Below are 20828 nucleotides of genomic sequence, written 5' to 3' on the forward strand. Positions count from 1 at the left end.
CTGCCGTGCCGTGTCGCCGACGGGACACCGCTCCGGGCGGGGAGACGGTGAGCCCGCTCGGGCCGGATCTCGCTCCGGGCGCCGGCGAGGCGGGCCACGGCCAGGGCGTGGTCCTTCACCCAGCCGATCCGCTCACCTCGCTCGCGCACGGGATCGGGTCCCAGCACGATCTGCCGATCTCTCCCTTCTACGCCTTCGCCGGTGCCTTCGCCGCTCTGTTCGTCTCCTTCCTCGCGCTCGGCCTGCTCTGGTCCACCTCCCGCTTCCGCGGAGCGCGCTCGGGCCTTGCCCTGCCCGCCGCCCTCCAGCGGGTGGCCGACGCGCCCGCCACCCGAACCGCCCTGCGCGGACTGGGGCTCGCCGCCGCGGCGGCCGTCCTTCTCCACCTCCTCCTCGGTCCCGACGACCCCGCCCACAACCCCGCTCCCGGCGCCGTCTACGTCCTCCTCTGGGTCGGACTCGTGCCCGCCTCCCTCCTTCTCGGCCCCGTCTGGCGCCTGCTCAACCCGCTCCGCACCCTGCACCGCCTGCTCACCCGCGCCCTGCCCCGCCGCGGCCCCGGCCGCCCCCTCCCCGCCCGGCTCGGTCAGTGGCCCGCCGCCGCCGGGCTGTTCGGCTTCACCTGGCTCGAACTCGTCGCTCCTGATCCCGCATCCACCACCACCCTCCTGATCTCCATCACCGCCTACGCCACCGCCCAACTCCTGCTCGCCGCCCGCTTCGGCGAGCGCTGGTTCGACGACGGCGACGCCTTCGAGACGTACTCCGGCCTCTTCGCCCGGCTCGCCCCCCTCGGCCGTCGCAGCGACGGCCGCCTCGTTCTCCGTAACCCCTTCCACGGACTCGACGCGACACCCGAGCGGCCCGGACTCGTCGTCACCGTCTGCGTCCTGCTCGGCTCCACCGCCTACGACGGCTTCTCCGACAACCCCTCCTGGATCAACGCCGTACAGACCTCCCCCCTCGGCCGCATCCCCACGGCCACACTCGGACTGCTCGGTTCCGTCGCCCTCGTCGCCACCCTCTACTGCCTCTGCGGCGCCGCCACCCGCCTCGTCAGCGGCCCGCACCCCGGCCCGCTGACCGCCTTCGCGCACTCACTCGTACCGATCGCGCTCGGCTATCTCATCGCCCACTACTTCTCCCTCCTTGTAGTCGAAGGACCACGCACGGTAAGCATGGCACTCGGCACTGACAACGCCCCCGAACCCGTGCCCCCACTGGGTCCCGGCGGCCTCGCCGCCCTCCAGGTCATCGCCGTCGTCACCGGTCACGTCCTCGGTGTCGTCGCGGCCCATGACCGGTCCATGCGACTCTTCCCGCCCGCGAAGGCGGTGGCCGGACAGCTGCCGCTGCTGGCGCTGATGATCACTTACACCGTCGGAGGGCTCAGTCTTCTGCTGAACTGATCCCCCCCACAGAACCGAGAAGCGAGGAGCGGCATGATGGACCCCGTGCCTCCCGCCCACTCCCTGCGCCGAGCGCCCATCCAGCAGCGCAGCGCCGCCCGGCTCGCCCGGATCCTCGACGCCTGCGCCGAACTGCTGGACGAGACCGGGTACGAGAACCTCAGCACCCGTGCCGTGGCCCTGCGCGCCGGCGTGCCGATCGGTTCCGTCTACCGCTTCTTCGGCAACAAGCGGGCCATGGCCATCGCCCTGGCCCACCGCAACCTGGACCGCTACGTCGAAGGCATCGCGGACCGGCTCGCCGACCTCCCGGCCACCGACTGGCGGCCCGTCGTGGACGCGGTACTGGACGAGTACCTGGCCATGAAGCGGAGCGTGCCCGGCTTCGCGCTCGTCGACTTCGGTGTGCCCGCGCCTCCGGCCGAGGGGCCGGAGGCGGATCCCAACCATCAGGTCGCCGACCGGCTGACGGAACTGCTCTCCGCGCATCTCGCCCTGACCCCGGACGCCACCCTGGAGCGCGCCGTCCTCGTCGCGGTCGAGGCCACCGACGCGCTGATACAACTCGCCTTCCGGGCCGACCCGGCCGGGGATCCCGGCATCGTCGCCGAGACCCGCGCGATGATGCACGCCTATCTGGCCCGCGTGCTGGACTGACCCCTTCCGGGCTCCGGCTCCGGCTCCGGTCGCGATGCGTTTTCGTTTCCTCTGCCGGGCCCGGGAGCGGTGCCGACCGTCACCTGTGACCACTCGGTGCCGTACACCCCTCCCCTCCATGCGTACCGGTCGGTATGCTCGATGCGCTCCGCGTACCCGTGCCCGTGCCGCAGACCGCCGCCCCTGGAGGGCCCATGTCCCGCACCGCCCTGCGTATCTGCCCCCTCTGCGAAGCCACCTGCGGCCTCACCCTCACCCTCGCGGACGGCGCGGTCACCGGAGCCCGCGGTGACCGCGAGGACGTCTTCAGCCGCGGCTTCATCTGCCCCAAGGGGGCCGCGTTCGGAGGGCTCGACTCCGACCCCGACCGGCTGCGAGGTCCCCTCGTCCGCCGCGACGGCCGACTGCGGGAGGCCACCTGGGAGGAGGCCTTCGAGGCCATCGCGGCCGCCGTCCCCGCCCTGGTCCAGGAGTACGGGGCACAGTCGGCCGGGGTCGTTCTCGGCAACCCGAACGTCCACACCATGGCCGGCGCCCTCTACCCGCCCCTGCTCCTCAAGAGCCTCGGCACCCGCAACCTCTTCACCGCCAGCACCCTCGACCAGATGCCCAAGCACGTCTCCAGCGGGCTGCTCTTCGGCGACCCCTTCGCCATCCCGGTCCCCGACCTCGACCGGACCGACTTCCTGCTGCTCCTGGGCGCGAACCCGGTCGAGTCCAACGGCTCCCTGTGCACCGCCCCCGACTTCCCGGGCCGGCTCAAGGCCCTGCGCGCCCGCGGCGGCACCCTGGTCGTCGTCGACCCGCGCCGTACGCGCACCGCCGCGCTCGCCGACCGCCACCTCGCGCCGCGCCCCGGCAGCGACGCGCTGCTGCTCGCCGCCCTCGCGCACACCCTGATCGAGGAGAAGCTCGCCGACCCCGGAGCGCTGGAGGAACACTGCGACGGCATCGGGGAACTCGGCGCCGCGCTCGGGAGTTTCACTCCTGAGGCCGTCGCACCCGCATGCGACCTCACCGCTGCCGGGATCCGCACCCTCGCCCGTGAGCTCGCGGCCGCACCCGCCGCCGCCGTCTACGCCCGGATCGGCAGCTGCACCGTCGAGTTCGGCACGCTCGCGAGCTGGCTGGTCGACGTACTGAACATCCTCACCGGCAACCTCGACCGGCCGGGCGGAGCCCTCTTCCCGCTCTCCGCGACGGCTCCCGCAGGCCGCCCCGCGGGACCGGGCAAGGGGTTCGCCCTCGGCCGCTGGTCGAGCCGGGTCGCCGGCCACCCCGAGGTCAAAGGCGAGCTGCCCATGGCCGCCCTCGCGGAGGAGATCGAGACCCCGGGTGACGGGCGGATCCGGGTCCTGCTGGCCATCGCCGCCAACCCGGTCCTGTCCGCACCGGACGGCGATCGGCTGGACCGGGCGCTGGCCGGGCTGGACTTCATGGTCTCGGTCGACCCCTACCTGAACGAGACCTCGCGCCACGCCCACGTCGTCCTGCCACCGCCGCCGCCCTCACAGAGCGCGCACTTCGACTTCGCGTTCAACGGGTTCGCCGTGCGCAACCAGGCCCGCTATTCGCCCGCCGCCCTCCCGCTGGCGGACGGGCGCATGGACGAGTGCGAGATCCACGCGCGCCTGATCCTCGCGGTCTCCGGGCTGCACGGAGCGCCGCCGGGAGCCGTCGACGAGCGCGTCATCGCCGACAGCCTGGCCCGGGCCGTCACCGATCCCCACTCACCGCTCCACGGCGGCGACCCGCAGGAGCTGGCCCGCCGGCTGACCGGCAGCACCGGCCCCGAGCGCCGCCTCGACCTGATGCTGCGCACCGGTCCGTACCACCTGACGCTCGACGATCTGCGACAGGCGCCGCACGGCATCGACCTCGGTCCGCTGCGGCCGCGGCTCCCGGGCGTGCTGAAGACCCGCAGCGGCAGGATCGAGCTGCTCCCGGACCCGATCGCGGCCGAGCTCCCCAGGCTGCGCGCGGCGCTCGCCGACCGCCCCGCCGCCCTGGTGCTCGTGGGCCGCCGCCATCTGCGGTCCAACAACAGCTGGTTGCACAACGTCCCGGCCCTCACCGGAGGTTCCAACCGCTGCACCCTTCAGGTCCATCCGCAGGACGCGGACCGGCTCGGCCTCGTCGACGGAGGGCAGGCCAGGATCACCGCCGACGGCGGGAGCCTGGAGGTGCCCGTCGAGGTCACCGACGCCATCCGCAGCGGCGTGGTGAGCCTCCCGCACGGTTGGGGCCACGACCGGGCCGGCTCGCGGCTGTCGGTGGCCGCCGCGTCGCCCGGCGCGAACGTCAACCAGCTGCTCGACGGCACCCGCATGGACCGGCTGTCCGGCACGGCGGTGCTCAACGGCTTCCCCGTCGAGCTCACACCACTGCCCTGAGCTGGGGTTTTGCTCGTATTGCTCACGCGCAGACGTCTTGTTGGCGCACGGAGGGGGCACCTACCTTCCCCCCATGCTGACCTTCCTCGGCTTCGCCATGATCGCGACATTTCTGGTCCTGATCATGATGAAGAAAATGTCGCCCATCGCGGCGCTCGTCCTCATCCCCGCACTCTTCTGCGTGTTCGCAGGGAAGGGCGCGCACCTCGGCGACTACGTCATCGAAGGCGTCGGCAAGCTCGCCCCGACCGCCGCCATGCTGATGTTCGCCATCGTCTACTTCGGCGTGATGATCGACGTCGGCCTGTTCGACCCGATCGTCCGCGGCATCCTGCGCTTCTGCAAGGCGGACCCGATGCGGGTGGTGGTCGGCACCGCCGTCCTCGCCGCGATCGTGTCGCTCGACGGCGACGGATCGACCACCTTCATGATCACGGTCTCGGCCATGTATCCCCTCTACAAGCGGCTCGGCCTGAGCCTGGTGGTGATGACGGGCGTCGCTGCCACGGCCAACGGCGTCATGAACACCCTGCCCTGGGGCGGTCCGACCGCGCGTGCCGCCACCGCCCTCAAGCTCGACGCCGCCGACATCTTCGTCCCGATGATCCCGGCGCTCGCGGTGGGTCTGCTGTTCGTGTTCGTCCTGGCGTACGTCCTCGGCGTGAAGGAGCGCCGCCGGGTCGGCACGCTGGTGCTGCCCGGCCAGGCGGCGCCGGAGACCGCCGAGGCGGAGCCCGAGGCGGAGCTGGTCCCGGCCGCGCCCGGCACGGCCGCCGCGGCCGTCGCCGAGACGGCGTCCACGTCCGTCGAGGGGGCCGCCGGATCCACCGCTTCCACCGCTTCCAAGGCTTCCACGGCCTCCACCGCAGGTCCGGCCGCCGGCGCCCCGCACGGGACTGGTTCCGCCCCCGCGCCCGAGGACGGTTTCCAGGGCCTGGACCCCGACCGCCCCACCCTGCGGCCCCGTCTCTACTGGTTCAACGCCGGCCTCACCGTGGCCCTGCTCACCGCGATGATCATGGAGCTGCTGCCCATCCCGGTGCTGTTCCTGCTCGGTGCCGCCCTCGCCCTCACCGTCAACTTCCCGCACATGCCCGACCAGAAGGCCCGGATCGCCGCCCACGCCGACAACGTCCTGAACGTCGCCGGCATGGTCTTCGCCGCCGCCGTCTTCACCGGGGTCCTCACCGGCACCGGCATGGTCAAGCACATGGCCGACTGGCTCGTCGGCGCCATCCCCGAGGGCATGGGCCCGCACATGGCGCTGGTCACCGGCCTGCTCAGCCTGCCGCTCACCTACTTCATGTCCAACGACGGCTTCTACTTCGGAGTCCTGCCCGTCCTGGCCGAGGCCGGCGCCGCCCACGGGGTCTCCCCGCTCGAGATCGCCCGCGCCTCCCTCGTCGGCCAGGCCCTGCACATGTCGAGCCCACTGGTTCCGGCCGTCTACGTCCTCGTCGGCATGGCCAAGGTCGAGTTCGGCGACCACACCCGATTCACCGTGAAATGGGCGGCCCTGACCTCGCTCGTGGTCCTCGCCACAGGGATGCTTTTCGGCATCATCTGAAATCCGGTGCCCCCTGGCCGGTAAAAACTACCGACGCTAGTTTGTAGGGTGTTCGGGAGGTCGGATCTACGCGCTCGTGCGTGCTCGGGAGGAATGCCATGAAGGCCCACGACGGGATGTACATCGACGGCGCATGGCGGCCCGCCGCCGGCAGCGGTCTGATCGAGGTCGTGAACCCGGCCGACGGCAAGGTCATCGCCCAGGTCCCGGCCGGTACCGAAGAGGACGTGGACGCGGCCGTACGCGCGGCCCGTGCGGCCCTCCCCGGCTGGGCGGCCACGGCCCCGGCCGAGCGGGCCGCCCTGATCGGCGCCCTCCGCGACGCTCTGCTGGCGCGCACGGGCGAGCTGACCGAGACCATCACCGCCGAACTCGGGTCGCCGCTCGGCTTCTCGAAGGCGGTCCACGTCGGAGCGCCGATCGCCGTGGCCGCCTCCTACGCCGAACTCGCCTCCTCGTACGCCTTCGAGGAGCGGGTCGGAAACTCCACCGTGCTGCTGGAGCCGATCGGGGTGGTCGCGGCCATCACACCCTGGAACTATCCGCTGCACCAGGTCGTTGCAAAGGTGGCGCCCGCTCTCGCCGCCGGCTGCACCCTCGTCCTCAAGCCGGCCGAGGACACCCCGCTGACCGCACAGCTCTTCGCCGAAGCCGTGCACGAGGTGGGCATCCCGGCCGGAGTCTTCAACCTGGTGACCGGTACCGGTCCGGTCGCCGGCCAGGCCCTCGCCGCGCACGAGGGAGTCGACCTCGTCTCCTTCACCGGTTCGACCGCGGTCGGCAAGCAGATCGGCGCCACGGCCGGTGCCGCCGTGAAGCGGGTCGCGCTCGAACTGGGCGGCAAATCGGCCAATGTCATCCTGCCCGGGGCCGACCTGGTCAAGGCCGTCGCGGCAGGCGTCGGGCACGTCATGAACAACAGCGGCCAGAGCTGCAACGCGCTGACCCGGATGCTCGTCCACCGGGACCACTACGAGGAGGCCGTCTCGCTCGCGGCCGCAGCCGTCGCCGACTACCCCACCGGCGACCCCCGCGAGGCCGGTGTCCGCGTCGGCCCGGTCGTCAACGCCAAGCAGCACGAGCGCGTCCGCGGCTTCATCACCAAGGGCCTGGAGGAAGGCGCGCGCCTCGTCGCCGGCGGGCCCGACGCGCCGCTGGAGCAGGGGTACTTCGTGGCGCCGACGGTGTTCGCCGACGTCACGCCCGACATGACCATCGCCCAGGAGGAGATCTTCGGCCCTGTGCTGTCGATCCTCCGCTACGAGGACGAGGAGGAGGCTCTCAGCATCGCCAACGGCACCGTCTACGGCCTGGGCGGCGCCGTCTGGGCCGCCGACGACGAGACGGCCGTGGCCTTCGCGCGCCGGATGGACACCGGGCAGGTGGACATCAACGGCGGCCGCTTCAACGTGCTCGCGCCCTTCGGTGGCTACAAGCAGTCGGGTGTCGGCCGCGAGCTGGGCGCGCACGGCCTGGCCGAGTACCTCCAGACCAAGTCCCTGCAGTTCTGATCCCACCGCCCGACCCGCCCGGCCCGCCGCACCCGCCCGGCCTGCCGCACCCGCCCGATCTGCCGCACCCGCCCCGCACCGGAAAGACGAGATGACGACCATGGTCCGCGCCGCTGTCCTGCCCGCCGTCGGAGCCCCGCTGGAGATACGGGACATCGTGCTGCCGGATCCCGGCCCCGGGCAGGTCCGGGTGCGGCTCGCCGCAGCCGGCGTGTGCCACTCCGACCTCTCCCTCAGCAACGGCACCATGCGGGTTCCCGTGCCCGCCGTCCTCGGCCACGAGGGCGCGGGCACGGTCCTCGCGGTGGGGGAGGGCGTCACCCATGTCGCCCCCGGTGACGGCGTGGTGCTCAACTGGGCACCGTCCTGCGGAGAGTGCCACCACTGCACGATCGGTGAGGTCTGGCTCTGCGCCACGGCGCTCACCGGGGTCGGGGCGGTCTACGCGCACGACGCGCAGGGCACCGCACTGCACCCCGGGCTGAATGTGGCCGCCTTCGCCGAGGAGACCCTCGTCGCGGCCAACTGCGTGCTGCCCGCCCCCGCCGGGATCCCGCTCGCCGAGGCCGCCCTCCTCGGCTGCGCCGTCCTCACCGGCTACGGGGCAGTCCAGAACAGCGCCCGGGTACGCCCGGGCGAGTCGGTGGCCGTCTTCGGAGTCGGCGGGGTCGGCCTGGTGGCCCTCCAGGCCGCCCGGATCGCGCAGGCCGGCCCGGTCATCGCCGTCGACGTGTCCCCGGACAAGGAGGAACTGGCCCGCGCGGCCGGGGCCACGGAGTTCGTGCTGGCCTCCGACACCACCGGCCAGCAGATCCGCGCGCTGACCGGCGGTCAGGGAGCCGACGTCGCCGTCGAGTGTGTCGGCCGGGCCGAGACCATCCGGGGCGCCTGGGAGTCGACCCGGCGCGGCGGCCGGACCACGGTCGTCGGCATCGGCGGCAAGGAGCAGCGGGTCACCTTCCACTCCATGGAGATCTTCCACTTCGCCCGTACCCTCACCGGCTGCGTCTACGGCAACAGCGACCCGGCCCGCGACCTCCCGCTGATCGCCGAGCACGTCCGCGCGGGCCGTCTCGACCTCGGCGCCCTGGTCACCGACCGCATCACCCTCGAAGGCATCCCGGCCGCCTTCGACGCGATGCTCGCCGGCAAGGGCGGCCGCTCGCTGGTCGTCTTCCAGCCGTAGGACACCGCGCGGCGTCGCCACGGAGCGCTCACCCGCCCGCCACCGGGAGGGCGGGGTCGCGCGGCCCGAGCCGGTCCCACGCGCTGTAGTCCCGCAACGTGATGTTCTCGGCGGTCCTACGGGCGATCCTGGCCGCCATGTCCCTGCCCGGCAGATATGGCATGACCTTGTAGTAGCGGTTGAGGAGCGTGGCCGTCAGGCGGCTCCCGGGAACCATGAGCCTGGCGACGCCGTCGCCCATCTTCTGGCAGCCCGCCGCGTACTCCCGCAGTTCGGCCTCGTAGCGGGCGAAGGCGCCACGGTGGTCTCCGCGTGCCGCGGCCAGCTCGCCGGCCAGGACGTAGGCGCCGACCAGGGCGAGTCCCGTACCCATGCCGGACAGCGACGAGGGGCAGTAGGCGGCGTCGCCGAGCAGGGCGACCCGGCCGCGGCTCCAGGAGTCCATGCGGACCTGCCCGACCGAGTCGAAGCAGAAGTCGGGCGCGTACCGCATGTCCTCCAGCAGCCGGTCGCTCTCCCACCCGTTGCCCGCGAACTGCTCGGCGAGGACGGCCTGTTGCCGCGCGACCTCGCGCCGGTCGAGGTCCAGGAGCGGAGAGGCGAAGTAGAAGACGGCCTTGGCCTCGGTGTTGTGGCGGGCGCTGTACATCGCGACGAGCCTGCCCGCGGTGCGGTAGGCGTGTCCGGTGTGGTCGAGCCCGAGTCGGTTGGCCGTGGTGAAGATCGCGCAGTGGACACCGAAGTGCTGTACGAACCGCTCCTCCGGGCCGAACGCCAGGCGGCGGGTGGTGGAGCGCATTCCGTCCGCGCCGATCACCAGGTCGAACCGGCGCGGCGCGCCACGCTCGAAGGTGACGCTCACGCCCTCGGCGTCCTCGGCGAGCGAGGTCACGGAATCCCCGAAGACGTACTCGGTGTGCGGGGCGGTCGTTTCGTAGAGGATCCGCGCCAGGTCGCCGCGGAGGATCTCGACGTCTCCCGCGAACAGATCGGCGGGAAGCTTCGCCTGCGGCTTTCCGGCCTTGTTGACGTACGCCATGGAGCCCATGCCGGTCCGGGCCTGCTCGACCGCCTCCAGGATGCCCATGCCACGCAGGACGGACAGGTGGGCCTCGCCGCGGAAGTCGACGGCGTAGCCCCCGTCGCGGAGGGCGGGCGCGCGTTCCACGACCGTGGTGGTGAAGCCGTACCGGTGGAGCCAGTGGGCCAGCGCGGGGCCGGCGACGGAGGCGCCGGAGATCAGTACGCTGATGTTCTTCGTCTCTGCGGTGTTCATGCGGTGAGCTTCCACGGCAGTGCTCACCGAGGGCTCACCGCGCGCTCACCGCCTCGACGATGCGTTCGGCCACGCTCGCGGGCAGGCCCAGCAGACGGAGCGCTTCCGGGGTCTCGGCCCCCGTGCCGGCAGCGGCCTCGGCGGCCTCCCGGTAGCGGGTCCGGGCCGCCGCACGGTCGCGGCGCGCCTCGGCGACGCGGCCGAGGCCGACGAGCGTACGGACCCGGGTGCCGACGCTCTTGACCCAGTGCGGGTCGGCCCGCTCCAGAGCCTCCTCGTACAGCCGCTCCGCGCCGGCCGGGTCCCCGTCCAGCAGGGCCATGTCGGCCAGTCCGCGCAGCGCCGCCGCGAGGCCGGCGGCACTGCCGGCGCGGCGGGCGAGCGCGGCGGCCTCCGCGTAGTCGGCGCGGGCCGAGGCCGGGTTCTCGCCGACGCGGTGGTCGGCCCGGTTGACCAGCAGGTCGGCGCTGTCGTCCAGGGCGCCGAGCTGTTCGGTGAGCGCGAGGGCCTCGTCGGTGAGCGCGACGGCCCGTACGTGGTCGCCGCGCCCGCCCGCCAGGCCGGCGAGGGCGTCCAGGGCCAGGGCGGTGCCCCAGCGGTCGCCGAGCTCGCGGAACCCCCGGGCGGCGGCGCCGAAGGTCTCCTCGGCCAGGGTGGTGTCCCCCTCACCCAGGGGCCCGAAGCCGGACACGTACCGGGCTGCGGCCCGCGCCCATGGCTCGGGGCGGTCGCGCTGGGCCGAGACGAGCGTGAAGGCGCCCTGCGCGTCGGCCTCGCCCGCGTTCCGCATCATCCACAGGAGCAGGCCGACGGGGTAGCGACCGGGGCGGGCGCCCGACCACGCGGCGGCCAGCGCCCGCCCGGCCGCCGCCCGGTGCCGCTGCCACACCGGGCGCCCGGCCTGGCCGGACGCCGCCAGCAGCACGCACAGGACGTACTCCTCGCCGAGCCCGCCCCACGGCGGGGCCTCGGCCGCCCCACCGCCGGCCACCTCGCCCGTCGCCCCGCCGATCGCCCCGCCCGGTACCGGGCCCATCGTGTCCAGAAGCATGATCGCCTGAGGCGCCACGGAGGCGGACATGCCCCGGATCCACAGGTAGTGCGAGGCCGCGGCGAGCAGTTCGAGGCCGGTCTCCGCGTCCGGCGACTCGACCGCCCAGCGCAGGGCCGCCAGGAGGTTCCCGTGCTCGGCGGTCAGGCGGGGCAGCCACTCCAGCTGCCCGGCCCGCCGCAGATGGGGGTCGGCGGTCCGCGCCAGCTCCAGGAACCGCCGGGCGTGGGCGCGCCGTACCGCATCGCGTTCGCCCGCCTCGTCCAGCCGTTCTCCGCCGTAGGCGCCGATCGTCTCCAGCATCCGGTAGCGGCCGCCCGCGAACTCCAGAAGCGATTTGTCGACGAGCGCTTCGAGCGTCTCGCCGTCGGTCTCGCACACCCGTATCGCCGACTCGGCCGTCGCGCCGCCGGCGAAGACCGTGAACCGTCGCGCGGCCCGCTGCTCCGGCCCGGAGAGCAGCTCCCAGCTCCACGCGACGACCGAGCGCAGGGTCCGGTGGCGCTCGTCGGAGCCTCGGCTGCCGCGGGCCGCGACCCCGAGCCGGTCGTCCAGCCGTCCCGCGAGTTCGTCGACGTCCAGCGTGCGGATGCGCGCCGCCGCGAGCTCGATGGCCAGGGGCAGGTCGTCCAGGGCCGCACAGATCCGCCGGACCACCTCGGGATCGGCGGTGAAACCGGGCCGTACGGCGCCGGCCCGCTCCACGAAGAGCCGTACCGCCGCGTCACCGTCGAGCGGCCGCACGGGCCAGAGGCTCTCGCCGATGATGCCGAGCGGCTCCCGACTCGTCGCCAGGACCCGCAGCCGCGGGCAGGCCGCCAGCAGCCGCGCCGCCAGCGCCGCGATCTCGTCGACGACGTGCTCGCAGTTGTCCAGGACGAGCAGGAGCATCCGGTCCGCCAGCGCGGCGATCAGGCGGTCGACCGGCGTCTGCCCGCCGTCGCCCATGCTCAGCCCGGTGGCGCGCAGGCCGAGCGCGCTCAACAGTGCCTGTGGCAGACCGGCGCCGTCGCGCAGCGGGGCCAGCTCCACGAAGCACACCCCGTCGGCCCCGGGGCCGGTGCCGACGGCCTCCGCGACCTCCACGGACAGCCGCGTCTTGCCGACGCCGCCGGGCCCGGTCAGCGTGACCAGCCGGGCCACCCGAAGCCGCCCCGCGACCTCGGCCACCTCGCCGGCGCGCCCGACGAACGCCGTCAGCTGCGCGGGCGGCGCCGTGGGTACCGGTCCCGGATCGACGCTCAGCAACTCCTCGTACAGCGCCGTCAGTTCGGGGGAGGGGGCGGTGCCCAGTTCATCGGCCAGATGCCGCCGGGTCTCCTCGTACGCCACCAGCGCGGCGGCCGGGCCCCCCTCGGCGAACAGCGCCCGGATCAGCAGCCCCGCCAGCCGTTCCCGCAGCGGATGGCGGCCGACCAGCTCGCGCAGCTGGGGCACGGCGCCGGGACGGCCGCCGAGCAGGAACTCGGCCTCGATCCGGTCTTCGAGCGCCCCCAGTCGGCGCTCTTCCAGACGCGCCGCGGCAGGTCGGGCGCTCTCGCTCTCGGCGAGGCCGGCCAGGGCGGGGCCCCGCCACAGCGCCAGCGCGTCGCGCAGCAGCGTGACGGCCCGCTCGGCCTCGCCGGCCCGCAGCGCGGCCCGGCCCTCCTGGGCCAGCCGCTCGAACCGGCAGGCGTCCACGTCGTCCTGCGGAACCACGATCCGATAGCCGGCGCCGGCCTGCTCGATCGCGGCCCCCGGGCCGACGGCCTTGCGCAGCCGGGACACCTGGGACTGCAGGGCGTGCGCCGAAAGGGTCCCGTCCGGGTCGACGGCGTCGGCCAGCCGGTCCGCCGACACGGCCTCTCCCACGTGGGTCAGCAGCAGGGCCAGCAGGGCGCGGCGGGCCGGTCCGCCCAGCGGAACCTCGGCCCCGTCGTCGTGCCACGCCCGGGTCTCACCGAGGATTCCGAACAGCATGCCGGCAATTATCCACCGGAGCCGATCAGTTGATCGTTCGATTCGTCGATTCGTCGATCGGCCGATCAGGCGGGGACGATCGGGCCGAGGTACGTCCCGCCCGAGACGTCGATCGTCTGGCCGGTCACCCACCGGCCCTGCGGGCCCGCCAGGAAGCCGACGACATCGGCGACGTCCTCGGGCTCGCCGAGCCGGCCGAGCGCCGTGATCGATTCCAGCCCGGCGACCACCTCGGGAACGGCGGTGTAGCCGGCGGTCATGTCGGTCCGCACGGCGCCGGGTGCGACGGTGTTCACCGTGATGCCGCGGCTGCCGAGCTCGTTGGCCAGCGACGGGGTCATCGACTCCAGAGCCGCCTTGCTGATGGTGTAGCCGATCTGGGTGGAGACGGCGAACCGGCTGGCCGTCGAACCCATGTTGACGATGCGGCCGCCGTCGTTCAGCAGCCCCAGCGCGCGCTGGACCACGAAGAACGGAGTGCTGACGTTCACGGCGAGCAGCCGGTCGAGCTCCTCGGGGGTGACGTGCGCGATCGGGTTGCCGGAGCTGATGCCCGCGTTGTTGACCAGGATGTCCAGCCCGCGCCCCGCCAGTCCCGCGGTCAGGCCCTCGAACAGCCGGTCCACGGCGCCGTCCTCGCCGAACCGTGCCGGGACGGCGAACGCGCGGCCGCCCGCCGCCTCGATCCGCGCCACGGTCTCGCCGGCCGCGGCCTCGTTGCCGCCGTAGTGGACGGCGACGAGAGCGCCCTCGGCCGCGAGCCGCAGCGCGACCGCCCGGCCGATCCCGCGCGAACCGCCCGTCACCAGTGCCGTCCTGCCGTTCAGCGTGCCGGTGCCGGTGCCGGTGCCCGTGCCCGTGCCGGCGTCCATGCCCGTGCCCGTGTGCGTCCCCATGGTCCTGCCCCTTGCTCGGCGGCCGGTCCTCGGTGGATCCGGCGATGGGGCAAGACTCACCGGGGCGGCTCACCGCGCGCTCACCGCCGGCTCACCGGATGCCCGTTCAGGAGGCGGGCAGCGCCTCGTACTGGAGGGCCAGTCCGTCCAGCAGCGCCGCCAGGCCCGTCTCGAAGGCGCCCTCGTCCACCTCGCGCCCGCGCTCCGCCAGCAGGTGGGCCTGGCCCAGGTGCGGGTAGTCCGCCGGGTCGTATGCCGTGCGGTCGTCCACGAAACCCCCGGCGAAGGACGCCACCGCCGAGCCCAGGATGAAGTACCGCATCAGCGCGCCGATCCGGGTCGCCTGCGCCGCCGGCCAGCCCGCCGCCGTCATCGCCCCGAACACCGCGTCCGCCAGCCGCAGCCCGGCCGGCCGGCGCCCCGGCCCACGCGCCAGCACCGGCACGATGTTCGGGTGGTCCGCCAGGGCGTCCCGGTACGAGTGCGCCCATGCGTGCAGCGCCGCCCGCCAGTCCTGGCCGCCGTCGAACATCGACAGGTCCACCCGCGCGCTCACTGCGTCCGCCACCGCGTCCAGGATCTCGTCCTTGGTGCGGAAATGGTTGTAGAGCGAGGGCCCGCTGACCCCGAGCGCAGCCGCCAGCCGCCGCGTCGACACCGCCTCCAGGCCCTCCGCGTCCACCAGGGAGCCGGCCGCCTCGATGATGCGGTCCCGGCTGAGGAGGGGCTTGCGCGGTCTGGCCATGCGCCACATAGTAGGGCCTGCCCGCCATAAACTACCGGTGCTAGTTAAAGGCCCGGTCCCGCCCCGGAGGTGCCCGGTGAATCTGGAGCTGAGCGAGGAGCAGACCGCCGTCCGCAGGCTCGCCCGCGAGTTCACCGCGCGCGAGGTCGTCCCGTACGCCGCCGCGTGGGACCGCGCCGAGAGCGTGGACCGGGCCATCGTGAAGAAGCTGGGCGCGCTCGGTTTCCTCGGCCTGACCGTCCCCGAGGAGTACGGCGGCTCCGGCGGTGACCACCTCGCCTACGTGCTGGTCACCGAAGAACTCGGACGCGGCGACTCCGCCGTGCGCGGGATCGTCTCCGTCTCCCTCGGCCTGGTCGCCAAGACCATCGCCGCCTGGGGCACCGAGGAGCAGAAGCGCGCCTGGCTGCCCCGCCTGTGCTCCGGCGACGCGCTCGGCTGCTTCGGCCTCACCGAGCCCGGCACCGGCTCCGACGCCGGCAGCCTCACCACCCGCGCCGTGCGCACGGGTGACGCGTACGTCCTCGACGGCAACAAGATGTTCATCACCAACGGCACCTGGGCCGACGTGGTGCTGCTCTTCGCCCGCACCGGCGACGAGCCCGGCCACCGCGGGGTCTCCGCCTTCCTCGTCCCCACCGACACCCCCGGCCTGACCCGCCGCGAGATCCACGGCAAACTCGGCCTGCGCGGCCAGGCCACCGCCGAGCTCGTCCTCGACGGCGTCCGGGTGCCCGCCTCCGCGATGCTCGGCCCTGAGGGCAAGGGCTTCTCGGTCGCCATGTCCGCCCTCGCCAAGGGCCGGATGTCGGTCGCCGCCGGCTGCGTCGGCATCGCACAGGCGGCCCTGGACGCGGCCGTCTCGTACGCCGCCCAGCGCGAGCAGTTCGGCCGGCCGATAGCCCACCACCAGCTGGTGCAGGAGCTCATCGCCGACATCTCGGTCGATGTGGACGCCGCCCGCCTGCTGACCTGGCGGGTGGCCGACCTCATCGACCGCGGGCAGCCCTTCGCCACCGAGTCCTCCACCGCCAAGCTCTTCGCCTCCGAGGCCGCCGTGCGCGCCGCGAGCAACGCCCTCCAGGTGCACGGCGGGTACGGCTACATCGACGAGTACCCGGCGGGCAAACTGCTGCGCGACGCCCGCGTGATGACCCTGTACGAGGGCACGAGCCAGATCCAGAAGCTGCTCATCGGCCGCGCCCGCACCGGGGTTTCCGCCTTCTGAGTACCCGTATGAGTACGCGTGCGGATGTGCTCTCCCGCCGTCCGCCCGATGCTCGACCCATGAACGAGACACCGGTCAAGCAGCAGAGCACGGGGGCGTACTACGGCCAGGCCGTCGCCTCCTTCGGCATCGCCATCGGCGCCGTGTCCGTGGGGATCTACAACCTGGAGGCGAACGGCTGGGTCCGGGCCTTCCTCGGCATCGCGGTCCTCTACCTCACCACCTCGGCCTTCACCCTCGCCAAGGTGATCCGCGACCGCCAGGAGGTCACGCAGATCGTCAGCCGGGTGGATCAGGCCAGGATGGAGAAGATCATGGCCGAGTACGACCCCTTCGCGCCGAAATAGCCGGCCCGCCGGCCCGGCCGGCCCGAGATCTCTAAGCGCTTGCTCACCCTCCGGTAGGGTGTTCACTTCCACACGGTGAAGGGTGAGTGAGCGATGGGCAGCGCGGAGGAAACGGTCGACGGCTACCGGCCGTGGTCCGAGGTCACCCCCGACGCCGCACGGCGGCTGCTGGTCGCCGCCGTCGAGGCCTTCGCCGAGCGCGGGTACCACGCCACCACCACGCGTGACATCGCGGGCCGTGCCGGCATGAGCCCGGCCGCGCTCTACATCCACTACAAGACCAAGGAAGAGCTGCTCCAGCGGATCAGCCGGATCGGCCACGACAAGGCGCTGGAGATCCTGACCACCGCCGCCGACGGCCCCGGCAGTGCCGCCGACCGGCTCGATGCCGCCGTGCGGTCCTTCGTGCGCTGGCACGCGGCGCACCACACCACCGCGCGCGTGGTGCAGTACGAGCTCGACGCTCTCGCTCCGGAGCACCGCTCCGAGATCGTGGCGCTGCGCCGGCAGAGCGATGCGGCCGTGCGCCGGATCATCGCCGACGGGGTGGCCGCGGGGGAGTTCGACGTCCCCGACGTGCCGGGCACCACCCTCGCCGTGCTCTCGCTGTGCATCGACGTGGCCCGCTGGTTCAACACGGCCGGGCAGCGCACGCCCGACGAGGTCGGCGGGCTCTACGCCGACCTCGTGCTCCGCATGGTGGCCGCGCGGCCGGGCCCTCAGAAGTAGTAGCGCGACACCGACTCCGCCACGCACACCGGCTTGTCGCCGCCCTCGCGCTCGACCGTGACGGTGGCCGTGACCTGTACGCCGCCGCCCGCCTCCGCGACCTCCGTGATCACGCCGACGGCGCGCAGCCGTGATCCGACCGGCACCGGTGCCGGGAAGCGGACCTTGTTCGTCCCGTAGTTGAGGCCCATCCGCATGCCCTCGACCCGCATGATCTGCGGGACCAGGCTGGGCAGCAGTGACAGCGTCAGATAGCCGTGCGCGATGGTGGAACCGAAGGGCCCGCCCGCCGCGCGCTCCGGGTCCACATGGATCCACTGGTGATCGCCGGTGGCGTCCGCGAAGAGGTCGATCCGCTTCTGGTCCACCTCCAGCCACTCGCTGGGGCCGAGCGGTTCGCCGATCCCGGCGTGCAGCTCCTCGGCGGACGTGAAGACCCTCGGCTCGGCCATGCCCTGTTCCTGTCTCTCGCGGACGACTGACGGACGAATAAGCGCTTGCTCAGCATGCTGGGGGGCGTATGCGTATGTCAACGGACCTCCGGCTACGCTCGACCGGGTGCCGCAGATTCCCGAGAAAGTCCACGAGCTCACCGTCGGTCAGCTGTCCGCCCGTAGCGGCGCGGCCGTCTCGGCGCTCCACTTCTACGAGGCCAAGGGACTGATCAGCAGCCGCCGCACCTCCGGCAACCAGCGCCGCTACACGCGTGACGCGCTGCGCCGGGTGGCCTTCGTACGCGCCGCCCAGCGCGTGGGCATCCCGCTGGCCAGCATCCGCGAGGCACTGGCCCAGCTCCCCGAGGAGCGCACCCCCAACCGCGAGGACTGGGCCCGTCTCTCCGAAGCCTGGCGCGCCGAACTCGACGAACGCATCACCCGGCTCGGCCGTCTGCGCGACCACCTGACGGACTGCATCGGCTGCGGCTGCCTGTCGATGGAGACCTGCGCGCTGTCCAACCCGGACGACGCCTTCGGCGAGCGGCTCACCGGCTCGCGGCTGTAGCCGCCGACCGCGCCACCACCTCCCGGGCCGCCACTTCCCGCGCCACCACTTCGCGGGCTGCCGTCACCAGTTCGGCATTCGACCGGGCCGGCCGCCCGTCGGGCAGGTGCGTCACATCGCCCACGCCGGTCCGCACGCCGGTACCGCACCGCGCGGCCAGCCGCAGCACCGGCCAGGCGGCCGCGTCCCGCCCGTACAGCAGCACCGGTACGGGCGGCAGCGCGCGCAGCCCCGCGACCAGGGCCGGATCGGCCGCCGCCAGCTCGGCCCAGAGCCGGACCCGCCCGGGCTCACGCACCGGCCAGGCCAGGAACGCGGCCAGCGGCTCCGGCCCGGCCGCGCCACCCAGCGGCACCACCGCGTCCACAGCGACCCCGCGCGCCAGCAGGGCCTGCGCCAGCTCCGCGGCGCCCGGCTGCCCGAAGTGCACCACCGCCCGGTCCGGCAGCACCGTCCACGAAGCCACCCGCTCCAGCCGCCCCCCGGGATCCGGTTCGGCCGCGATCGCCACCGGCACCGACAGCGCTACGCCGACCCCCGTACGCCGCAGCACCTCCAACACCGGTCCGATCACCCGCGGCGAGATGCTCTCCCGCCCGCACGGTGTCCGCGGATGCACCAGCACCTCCCCGGCGCCGGCGCCGACGGCTGCGAGCGCCGATTCCGCCAGCGCCTGCGGCGACATCGGCACGGCCGGGCCGTCCGCGGCGCTCCGGGATCCGTTCAACGACACCGCCATCGGCATCGGCACCGGCACCGGCGGTGGCGGTCTCACGCGGCTCCCGCCGAGGGGGTGTCCAGCAGCGCCGGGGTGTCCACCAAGGCCGGTCTGGGCACCACGATCCCGCAGCCCGCGCACACCGGCCCGTCCCAGGCCAGCGCCCCCGCCCAGGGGCCGACCGGAGCCACCTCCGGCCAGTGCAGCTCGGGGTCCCCGCACACCGGACACGCCGTCCCCGGCCCCGACTCCAGTGCCCGCACCAGCCTGCGCAGCACCTCGCCCAGCGCCCCCTCCGGCCGGACCCCCGGATCCGCGCACCGCACCACCGCGTCGCCGCTCCCGCCCCACGCCCACTCCGGCCGGCGCAGCCCGTGGTGCTTCTCCCGCCGGCGCCGTTCCGCGAACTGCCGCTCGTACTCCAGCCAGACAGCCCGCGCGTCCTCCAGCTCCTCGAGGGCGGCGACCAGCCGCAGCGGATCGGCCCCCCGGTCCTCCGGGGCGATCCCGTGCCGGTCGCACAGGTGCCACCACGTGGCCCGGTGCCCGTAGGGCGCGAACCGCTCCAGGCAGCGGCGCAGGGAATGGCGCCGCAAGGCCCGGTCATTGCGCGCGTCGCGCACCTGGTAGGCCAGACTCCGGAATCCCGCCATCACACCATCACCTCCGCCGATGTGCCCAACATGCCCGGCCGGAGGCAGGCGCATGCGGGGGCGGTCGAGGCGTGCGGGTGGCACATGGCCAGAAGTCAGCGCCCCATGCGCCCCGCAGTCACCACCACCCGGGCCAGTTCCTCGTGGCAGATATCGCTGTGCGCCCCCGACGGAGCGCCGCCGCGCCGCACCACGGAGCCCGCGTCCACGCTGACGCAACCGGCCGTGGGTACCCCGTCGCGCAGGGCGGTGTCGAGGCTCAGCCGGGGCGCGCCCGGGACCGCCTGGACCCCGTCGTGCCCGATGGCGCCCCACCGCTCGTCGAAACCCAGCAGTCCGGCCGAATCCCCTGCCATCCGGGAGGCCAGCGGATAGAAGACCTTGAGGGCCGAGTCGTGCGCGGAATGGCAGGCGACCACCGGCCCGTCGACCCGGTGCTGGAGCCCGCGCAGGGCACCGCCGTTGCCCTTGTCGTGCGGCAGCCGGTCGGCGAACGCGTAGTGGGAGAAGGCTCCCTGGAGCAGGGTCACGGATTTCACGTACCGGGCCCGGTCCGGCACCGCGCGCAGGGAGAAGGAGACGACGCGCGCCCCGAAGCTGTGCCCGATCAGATGGAACCGCAGGGCGGGGCGGGCGGCCGCCAGCTGGGCCAGCACGGGGCCGAGGCCACGTTCGCCGACCACACCCGCCCGCTTCTTCATCTTGTAGTACGTCGCCTGCCGCAGCAGTTCCTTGGCGCCGCCCCACAGCCCGCGAAGCCCGCCGCCGACCGTGAGCCCCGGACCGTAGGGGCCCGCCGCGGCCGGTGCCCCCGGCGTGCCCGCCCTGACCAGGGCGAGGGAAAGGGCCCGGCACACCTCCAGCACGTCGTCCGTGAAGATCGCGGGTACCGCCGGCACGACCACCGCGGGCACCGCGTCCACCCCGGCCAACTCGCGTACCAGGGCGCCGAACTCGATGAAGGCGGCCGCCGAATCCGGCTGTTCCTCCAGCAGTTCCGCCACCCGGTCCAGCTCCGCCCGCCGCTCCGGCCAGAACTCCCCGAGCGCCCGGCGGGTGAGCGGGTCCAGCGCGCTGCCGAGGCCGGGCTCCGCGAGGACGCCCGGTGGGTCGAAGTCCGGTATCGGCTCGTCGGAGAAGCGCATCGCGGGCCATACGACACCCACGTACCCCAGGCGCACCCCCGACCCCACCAGCCCCTCGAAGGGTGCGAAGAACCGGTCGTAGAGGCGCGTCGCCGTGGACCGGTCGCTGTTCCAGCCGTGCGCGAAGACCAGCAGGTCGGTCGCCTCCATCCGGGACACCGCCCCCTGCGTGACCCGGTCCACGTCCCCCTCGGAGTCGAAGGTCAGCTCCGCGTACGGCCGCACCCCGACGCCGATCCCGACCCCGAACCGGCCCCCGACCCCGCCCCCGACCCCGAATCCGCCACCGATGTCCGCCATGACGTCCCCCTCCACGCCGTGCCTCCGGTGCAGTCAGCATCCTGCTGCGGCGCCCG

18 protein-coding genes are annotated in these 20828 nt (G+C 73.6%); 10 read left to right on the forward strand and 8 right to left on the reverse strand.

Annotation, left to right across the window (positions count from 1 at the left end; all coding sequences use genetic code 11):
* Positions 1–107 precede the first annotated feature (107 nt).
* From ACZ573_RS27200 to ACZ573_RS27225, 6 genes are all read left to right on the forward strand, one after another.
* A complete protein-coding gene (locus ACZ573_RS27200) occupies positions 108–1409 on the forward strand; it encodes a hypothetical protein (protein WP_471308846.1) in 1302 nt (433 codons plus the stop codon).
* A gap of 36 nt (positions 1410–1445) precedes the next feature.
* Positions 1446–2066, forward strand: a complete 621-nt coding sequence (locus ACZ573_RS27205; protein WP_471308848.1) for a TetR/AcrR family transcriptional regulator — start codon at positions 1446–1448, stop codon at positions 2064–2066.
* A gap of 194 nt (positions 2067–2260) precedes the next feature.
* The gene (locus ACZ573_RS27210; RefSeq protein WP_471308630.1) at positions 2261–4459 is read left to right on the forward strand and encodes a molybdopterin oxidoreductase family protein; all 2199 of its coding nucleotides are present in this window, start codon (positions 2261–2263) and stop codon (positions 4457–4459) included.
* 73 nt (positions 4460–4532) lie between these two features.
* Entirely contained in the window at positions 4533–6026 is a 1494-nt protein-coding gene (locus ACZ573_RS27215; RefSeq protein ID WP_471308633.1) for a CitMHS family transporter, read from the forward strand.
* A gap of 98 nt (positions 6027–6124) precedes the next feature.
* On the forward strand, positions 6125–7537 hold the full coding sequence (locus ACZ573_RS27220; protein WP_471308637.1) for an aldehyde dehydrogenase family protein: 1413 nt from the start codon (positions 6125–6127) through the stop codon (positions 7535–7537).
* Between the two features lie 100 nt (positions 7538–7637).
* Positions 7638–8723, forward strand: a complete 1086-nt coding sequence (locus tag ACZ573_RS27225) for a Zn-dependent alcohol dehydrogenase (RefSeq protein ID WP_471308853.1) — start codon at positions 7638–7640, stop codon at positions 8721–8723.
* Positions 8724–8751: 28 nt separating this feature from the next.
* Here ACZ573_RS27225 and ACZ573_RS27230 read toward each other — a convergent pair whose 3' ends face one another.
* The 4 genes from ACZ573_RS27230 to ACZ573_RS27245 form a co-directional block, all read right to left on the reverse strand.
* Entirely contained in the window at positions 8752–9999 is a 1248-nt protein-coding gene (locus ACZ573_RS27230; protein ID WP_471308639.1) for an FAD-dependent monooxygenase, read from the reverse strand.
* Between the two features lie 34 nt (positions 10000–10033).
* The gene (locus tag ACZ573_RS27235) at positions 10034–13009 is read right to left on the reverse strand and encodes a BTAD domain-containing putative transcriptional regulator (RefSeq protein WP_471308642.1); all 2976 of its coding nucleotides are present in this window, start codon (positions 13007–13009) and stop codon (positions 10034–10036) included.
* Positions 13010–13074: 65 nt separating this feature from the next.
* Positions 13075–13881, reverse strand: coding sequence for an SDR family oxidoreductase (locus tag ACZ573_RS27240; RefSeq protein ID WP_471308855.1), 807 nt, complete (start codon positions 13879–13881; stop codon positions 13075–13077).
* A 130-nt stretch (positions 13882–14011) separates the two neighbouring features.
* Positions 14012–14650: a TetR/AcrR family transcriptional regulator gene (locus tag ACZ573_RS27245; protein ID WP_471308646.1), complete on the reverse strand. Its 639-nt coding sequence runs from the start codon at positions 14648–14650 to the stop codon at positions 14012–14014.
* A 76-nt stretch (positions 14651–14726) separates the two neighbouring features.
* On the opposite strand from ACZ573_RS27245, the gene ACZ573_RS27250 reads away from it, so the two are divergent.
* The 3 genes from ACZ573_RS27250 to ACZ573_RS27260 all read left to right on the forward strand — a co-directional run bounded on the left by ACZ573_RS27250 (position 14727) and on the right by ACZ573_RS27260 (position 16954).
* On the forward strand, positions 14727–15878 hold the full coding sequence (locus ACZ573_RS27250) for an acyl-CoA dehydrogenase family protein (RefSeq protein WP_471308648.1): 1152 nt from the start codon (positions 14727–14729) through the stop codon (positions 15876–15878).
* A 59-nt stretch (positions 15879–15937) separates the two neighbouring features.
* Positions 15938–16225, forward strand: coding sequence for a YiaA/YiaB family inner membrane protein (locus ACZ573_RS27255; RefSeq protein WP_030720269.1), 288 nt, complete (start codon positions 15938–15940; stop codon positions 16223–16225).
* A 93-nt stretch (positions 16226–16318) separates the two neighbouring features.
* Positions 16319–16954, forward strand: a complete 636-nt coding sequence (locus ACZ573_RS27260; RefSeq protein ID WP_471308650.1) for a TetR/AcrR family transcriptional regulator — start codon at positions 16319–16321, stop codon at positions 16952–16954.
* On the opposite strand, the gene ACZ573_RS27265 is transcribed toward ACZ573_RS27260, so the two are convergent.
* Positions 16945–17406 carry a MaoC family dehydratase gene (locus tag ACZ573_RS27265; protein ID WP_471308652.1) on the reverse strand — a complete coding sequence of 154 codons (462 nt, stop codon included), beginning with the start codon at positions 17404–17406 and terminating at the stop codon, positions 16945–16947. The two genes, ACZ573_RS27260 and ACZ573_RS27265, sit on opposite strands and share 10 nt — an antisense overlap.
* A gap of 106 nt (positions 17407–17512) precedes the next feature.
* Between ACZ573_RS27265 and soxR the strand changes: the two genes are divergently transcribed.
* Positions 17513–17956, forward strand: coding sequence for a redox-sensitive transcriptional activator SoxR (soxR, locus tag ACZ573_RS27270; RefSeq protein WP_471308655.1), 444 nt, complete (start codon positions 17513–17515; stop codon positions 17954–17956).
* On the opposite strand, the gene ACZ573_RS27275 is transcribed toward soxR, so the two are convergent.
* From ACZ573_RS27275 to ACZ573_RS27285, 3 genes are all read right to left on the reverse strand, one after another.
* Positions 17937–18689 (reverse strand): 3-keto-5-aminohexanoate cleavage protein, encoded by a 753-nt coding sequence (locus ACZ573_RS27275; protein WP_471308659.1) that lies wholly within the window; start codon positions 18687–18689, stop codon positions 17937–17939. The genes soxR and ACZ573_RS27275 overlap by 20 nt on opposite strands.
* 38 nt (positions 18690–18727) lie before the next feature.
* Entirely contained in the window at positions 18728–19327 is a 600-nt protein-coding gene (locus ACZ573_RS27280; protein ID WP_471308663.1) for a hypothetical protein, read from the reverse strand.
* A gap of 95 nt (positions 19328–19422) precedes the next feature.
* A complete protein-coding gene (locus ACZ573_RS27285; RefSeq protein ID WP_471308667.1) occupies positions 19423–20772 on the reverse strand; it encodes a serine-threonine protein kinase in 1350 nt (449 codons plus the stop codon).
* Positions 20773–20828: the final 56 nt, after the last annotated feature.

This window comes from Streptomyces sp. NPDC040545 (assembly GCF_055595065.1).

Bases quoted from the DNA above. Each gene is read 5' to 3' on its own strand.
- ACZ573_RS27245 (WP_471308646.1), bottom strand. From the start codon at position 14,650: ATGGCCAGACCGCGCAAGCCCCTCCTCAGCCGGGACCGCATCATCGAG.
- ACZ573_RS27260 (WP_471308650.1), top strand. From the start codon at position 16,319: ATGGGCAGCGCGGAGGAAACGGTCGACGGCTACCGGCCGTGGTCCGAG.
- ACZ573_RS27215 (WP_471308633.1), top strand. From the start codon at position 4,533: ATGCTGACCTTCCTCGGCTTCGCCATGATCGCGACATTTCTGGTCCTG.
- ACZ573_RS27230 (WP_471308639.1), bottom strand. From the start codon at position 9,999: ATGAACACCGCAGAGACGAAGAACATCAGCGTACTGATCTCCGGCGCC.
- ACZ573_RS27240 (WP_471308855.1), bottom strand. From the start codon at position 13,881: ATGGACGCCGGCACGGGCACGGGCACCGGCACCGGCACCGGCACGCTG.
- ACZ573_RS27235 (WP_471308642.1), bottom strand. From the start codon at position 13,009: ATGCTGTTCGGAATCCTCGGTGAGACCCGGGCGTGGCACGACGACGGG.
- ACZ573_RS27265 (WP_471308652.1), bottom strand. From the start codon at position 17,406: ATGGCCGAGCCGAGGGTCTTCACGTCCGCCGAGGAGCTGCACGCCGGG.
- ACZ573_RS27255 (WP_030720269.1), top strand. From the start codon at position 15,938: ATGAACGAGACACCGGTCAAGCAGCAGAGCACGGGGGCGTACTACGGC.
- ACZ573_RS27225 (WP_471308853.1), top strand. From the start codon at position 7,638: ATGGTCCGCGCCGCTGTCCTGCCCGCCGTCGGAGCCCCGCTGGAGATA.
- ACZ573_RS27280 (WP_471308663.1), bottom strand. From the start codon at position 19,327: ATGGCGGGATTCCGGAGTCTGGCCTACCAGGTGCGCGACGCGCGCAAT.
- ACZ573_RS27210 (WP_471308630.1), top strand. From the start codon at position 2,261: ATGTCCCGCACCGCCCTGCGTATCTGCCCCCTCTGCGAAGCCACCTGC.
- ACZ573_RS27220 (WP_471308637.1), top strand. From the start codon at position 6,125: ATGAAGGCCCACGACGGGATGTACATCGACGGCGCATGGCGGCCCGCC.
- ACZ573_RS27205 (WP_471308848.1), top strand. From the start codon at position 1,446: ATGGACCCCGTGCCTCCCGCCCACTCCCTGCGCCGAGCGCCCATCCAG.
- ACZ573_RS27285 (WP_471308667.1), bottom strand. From the start codon at position 20,772: ATGGCGGACATCGGTGGCGGATTCGGGGTCGGGGGCGGGGTCGGGGGC.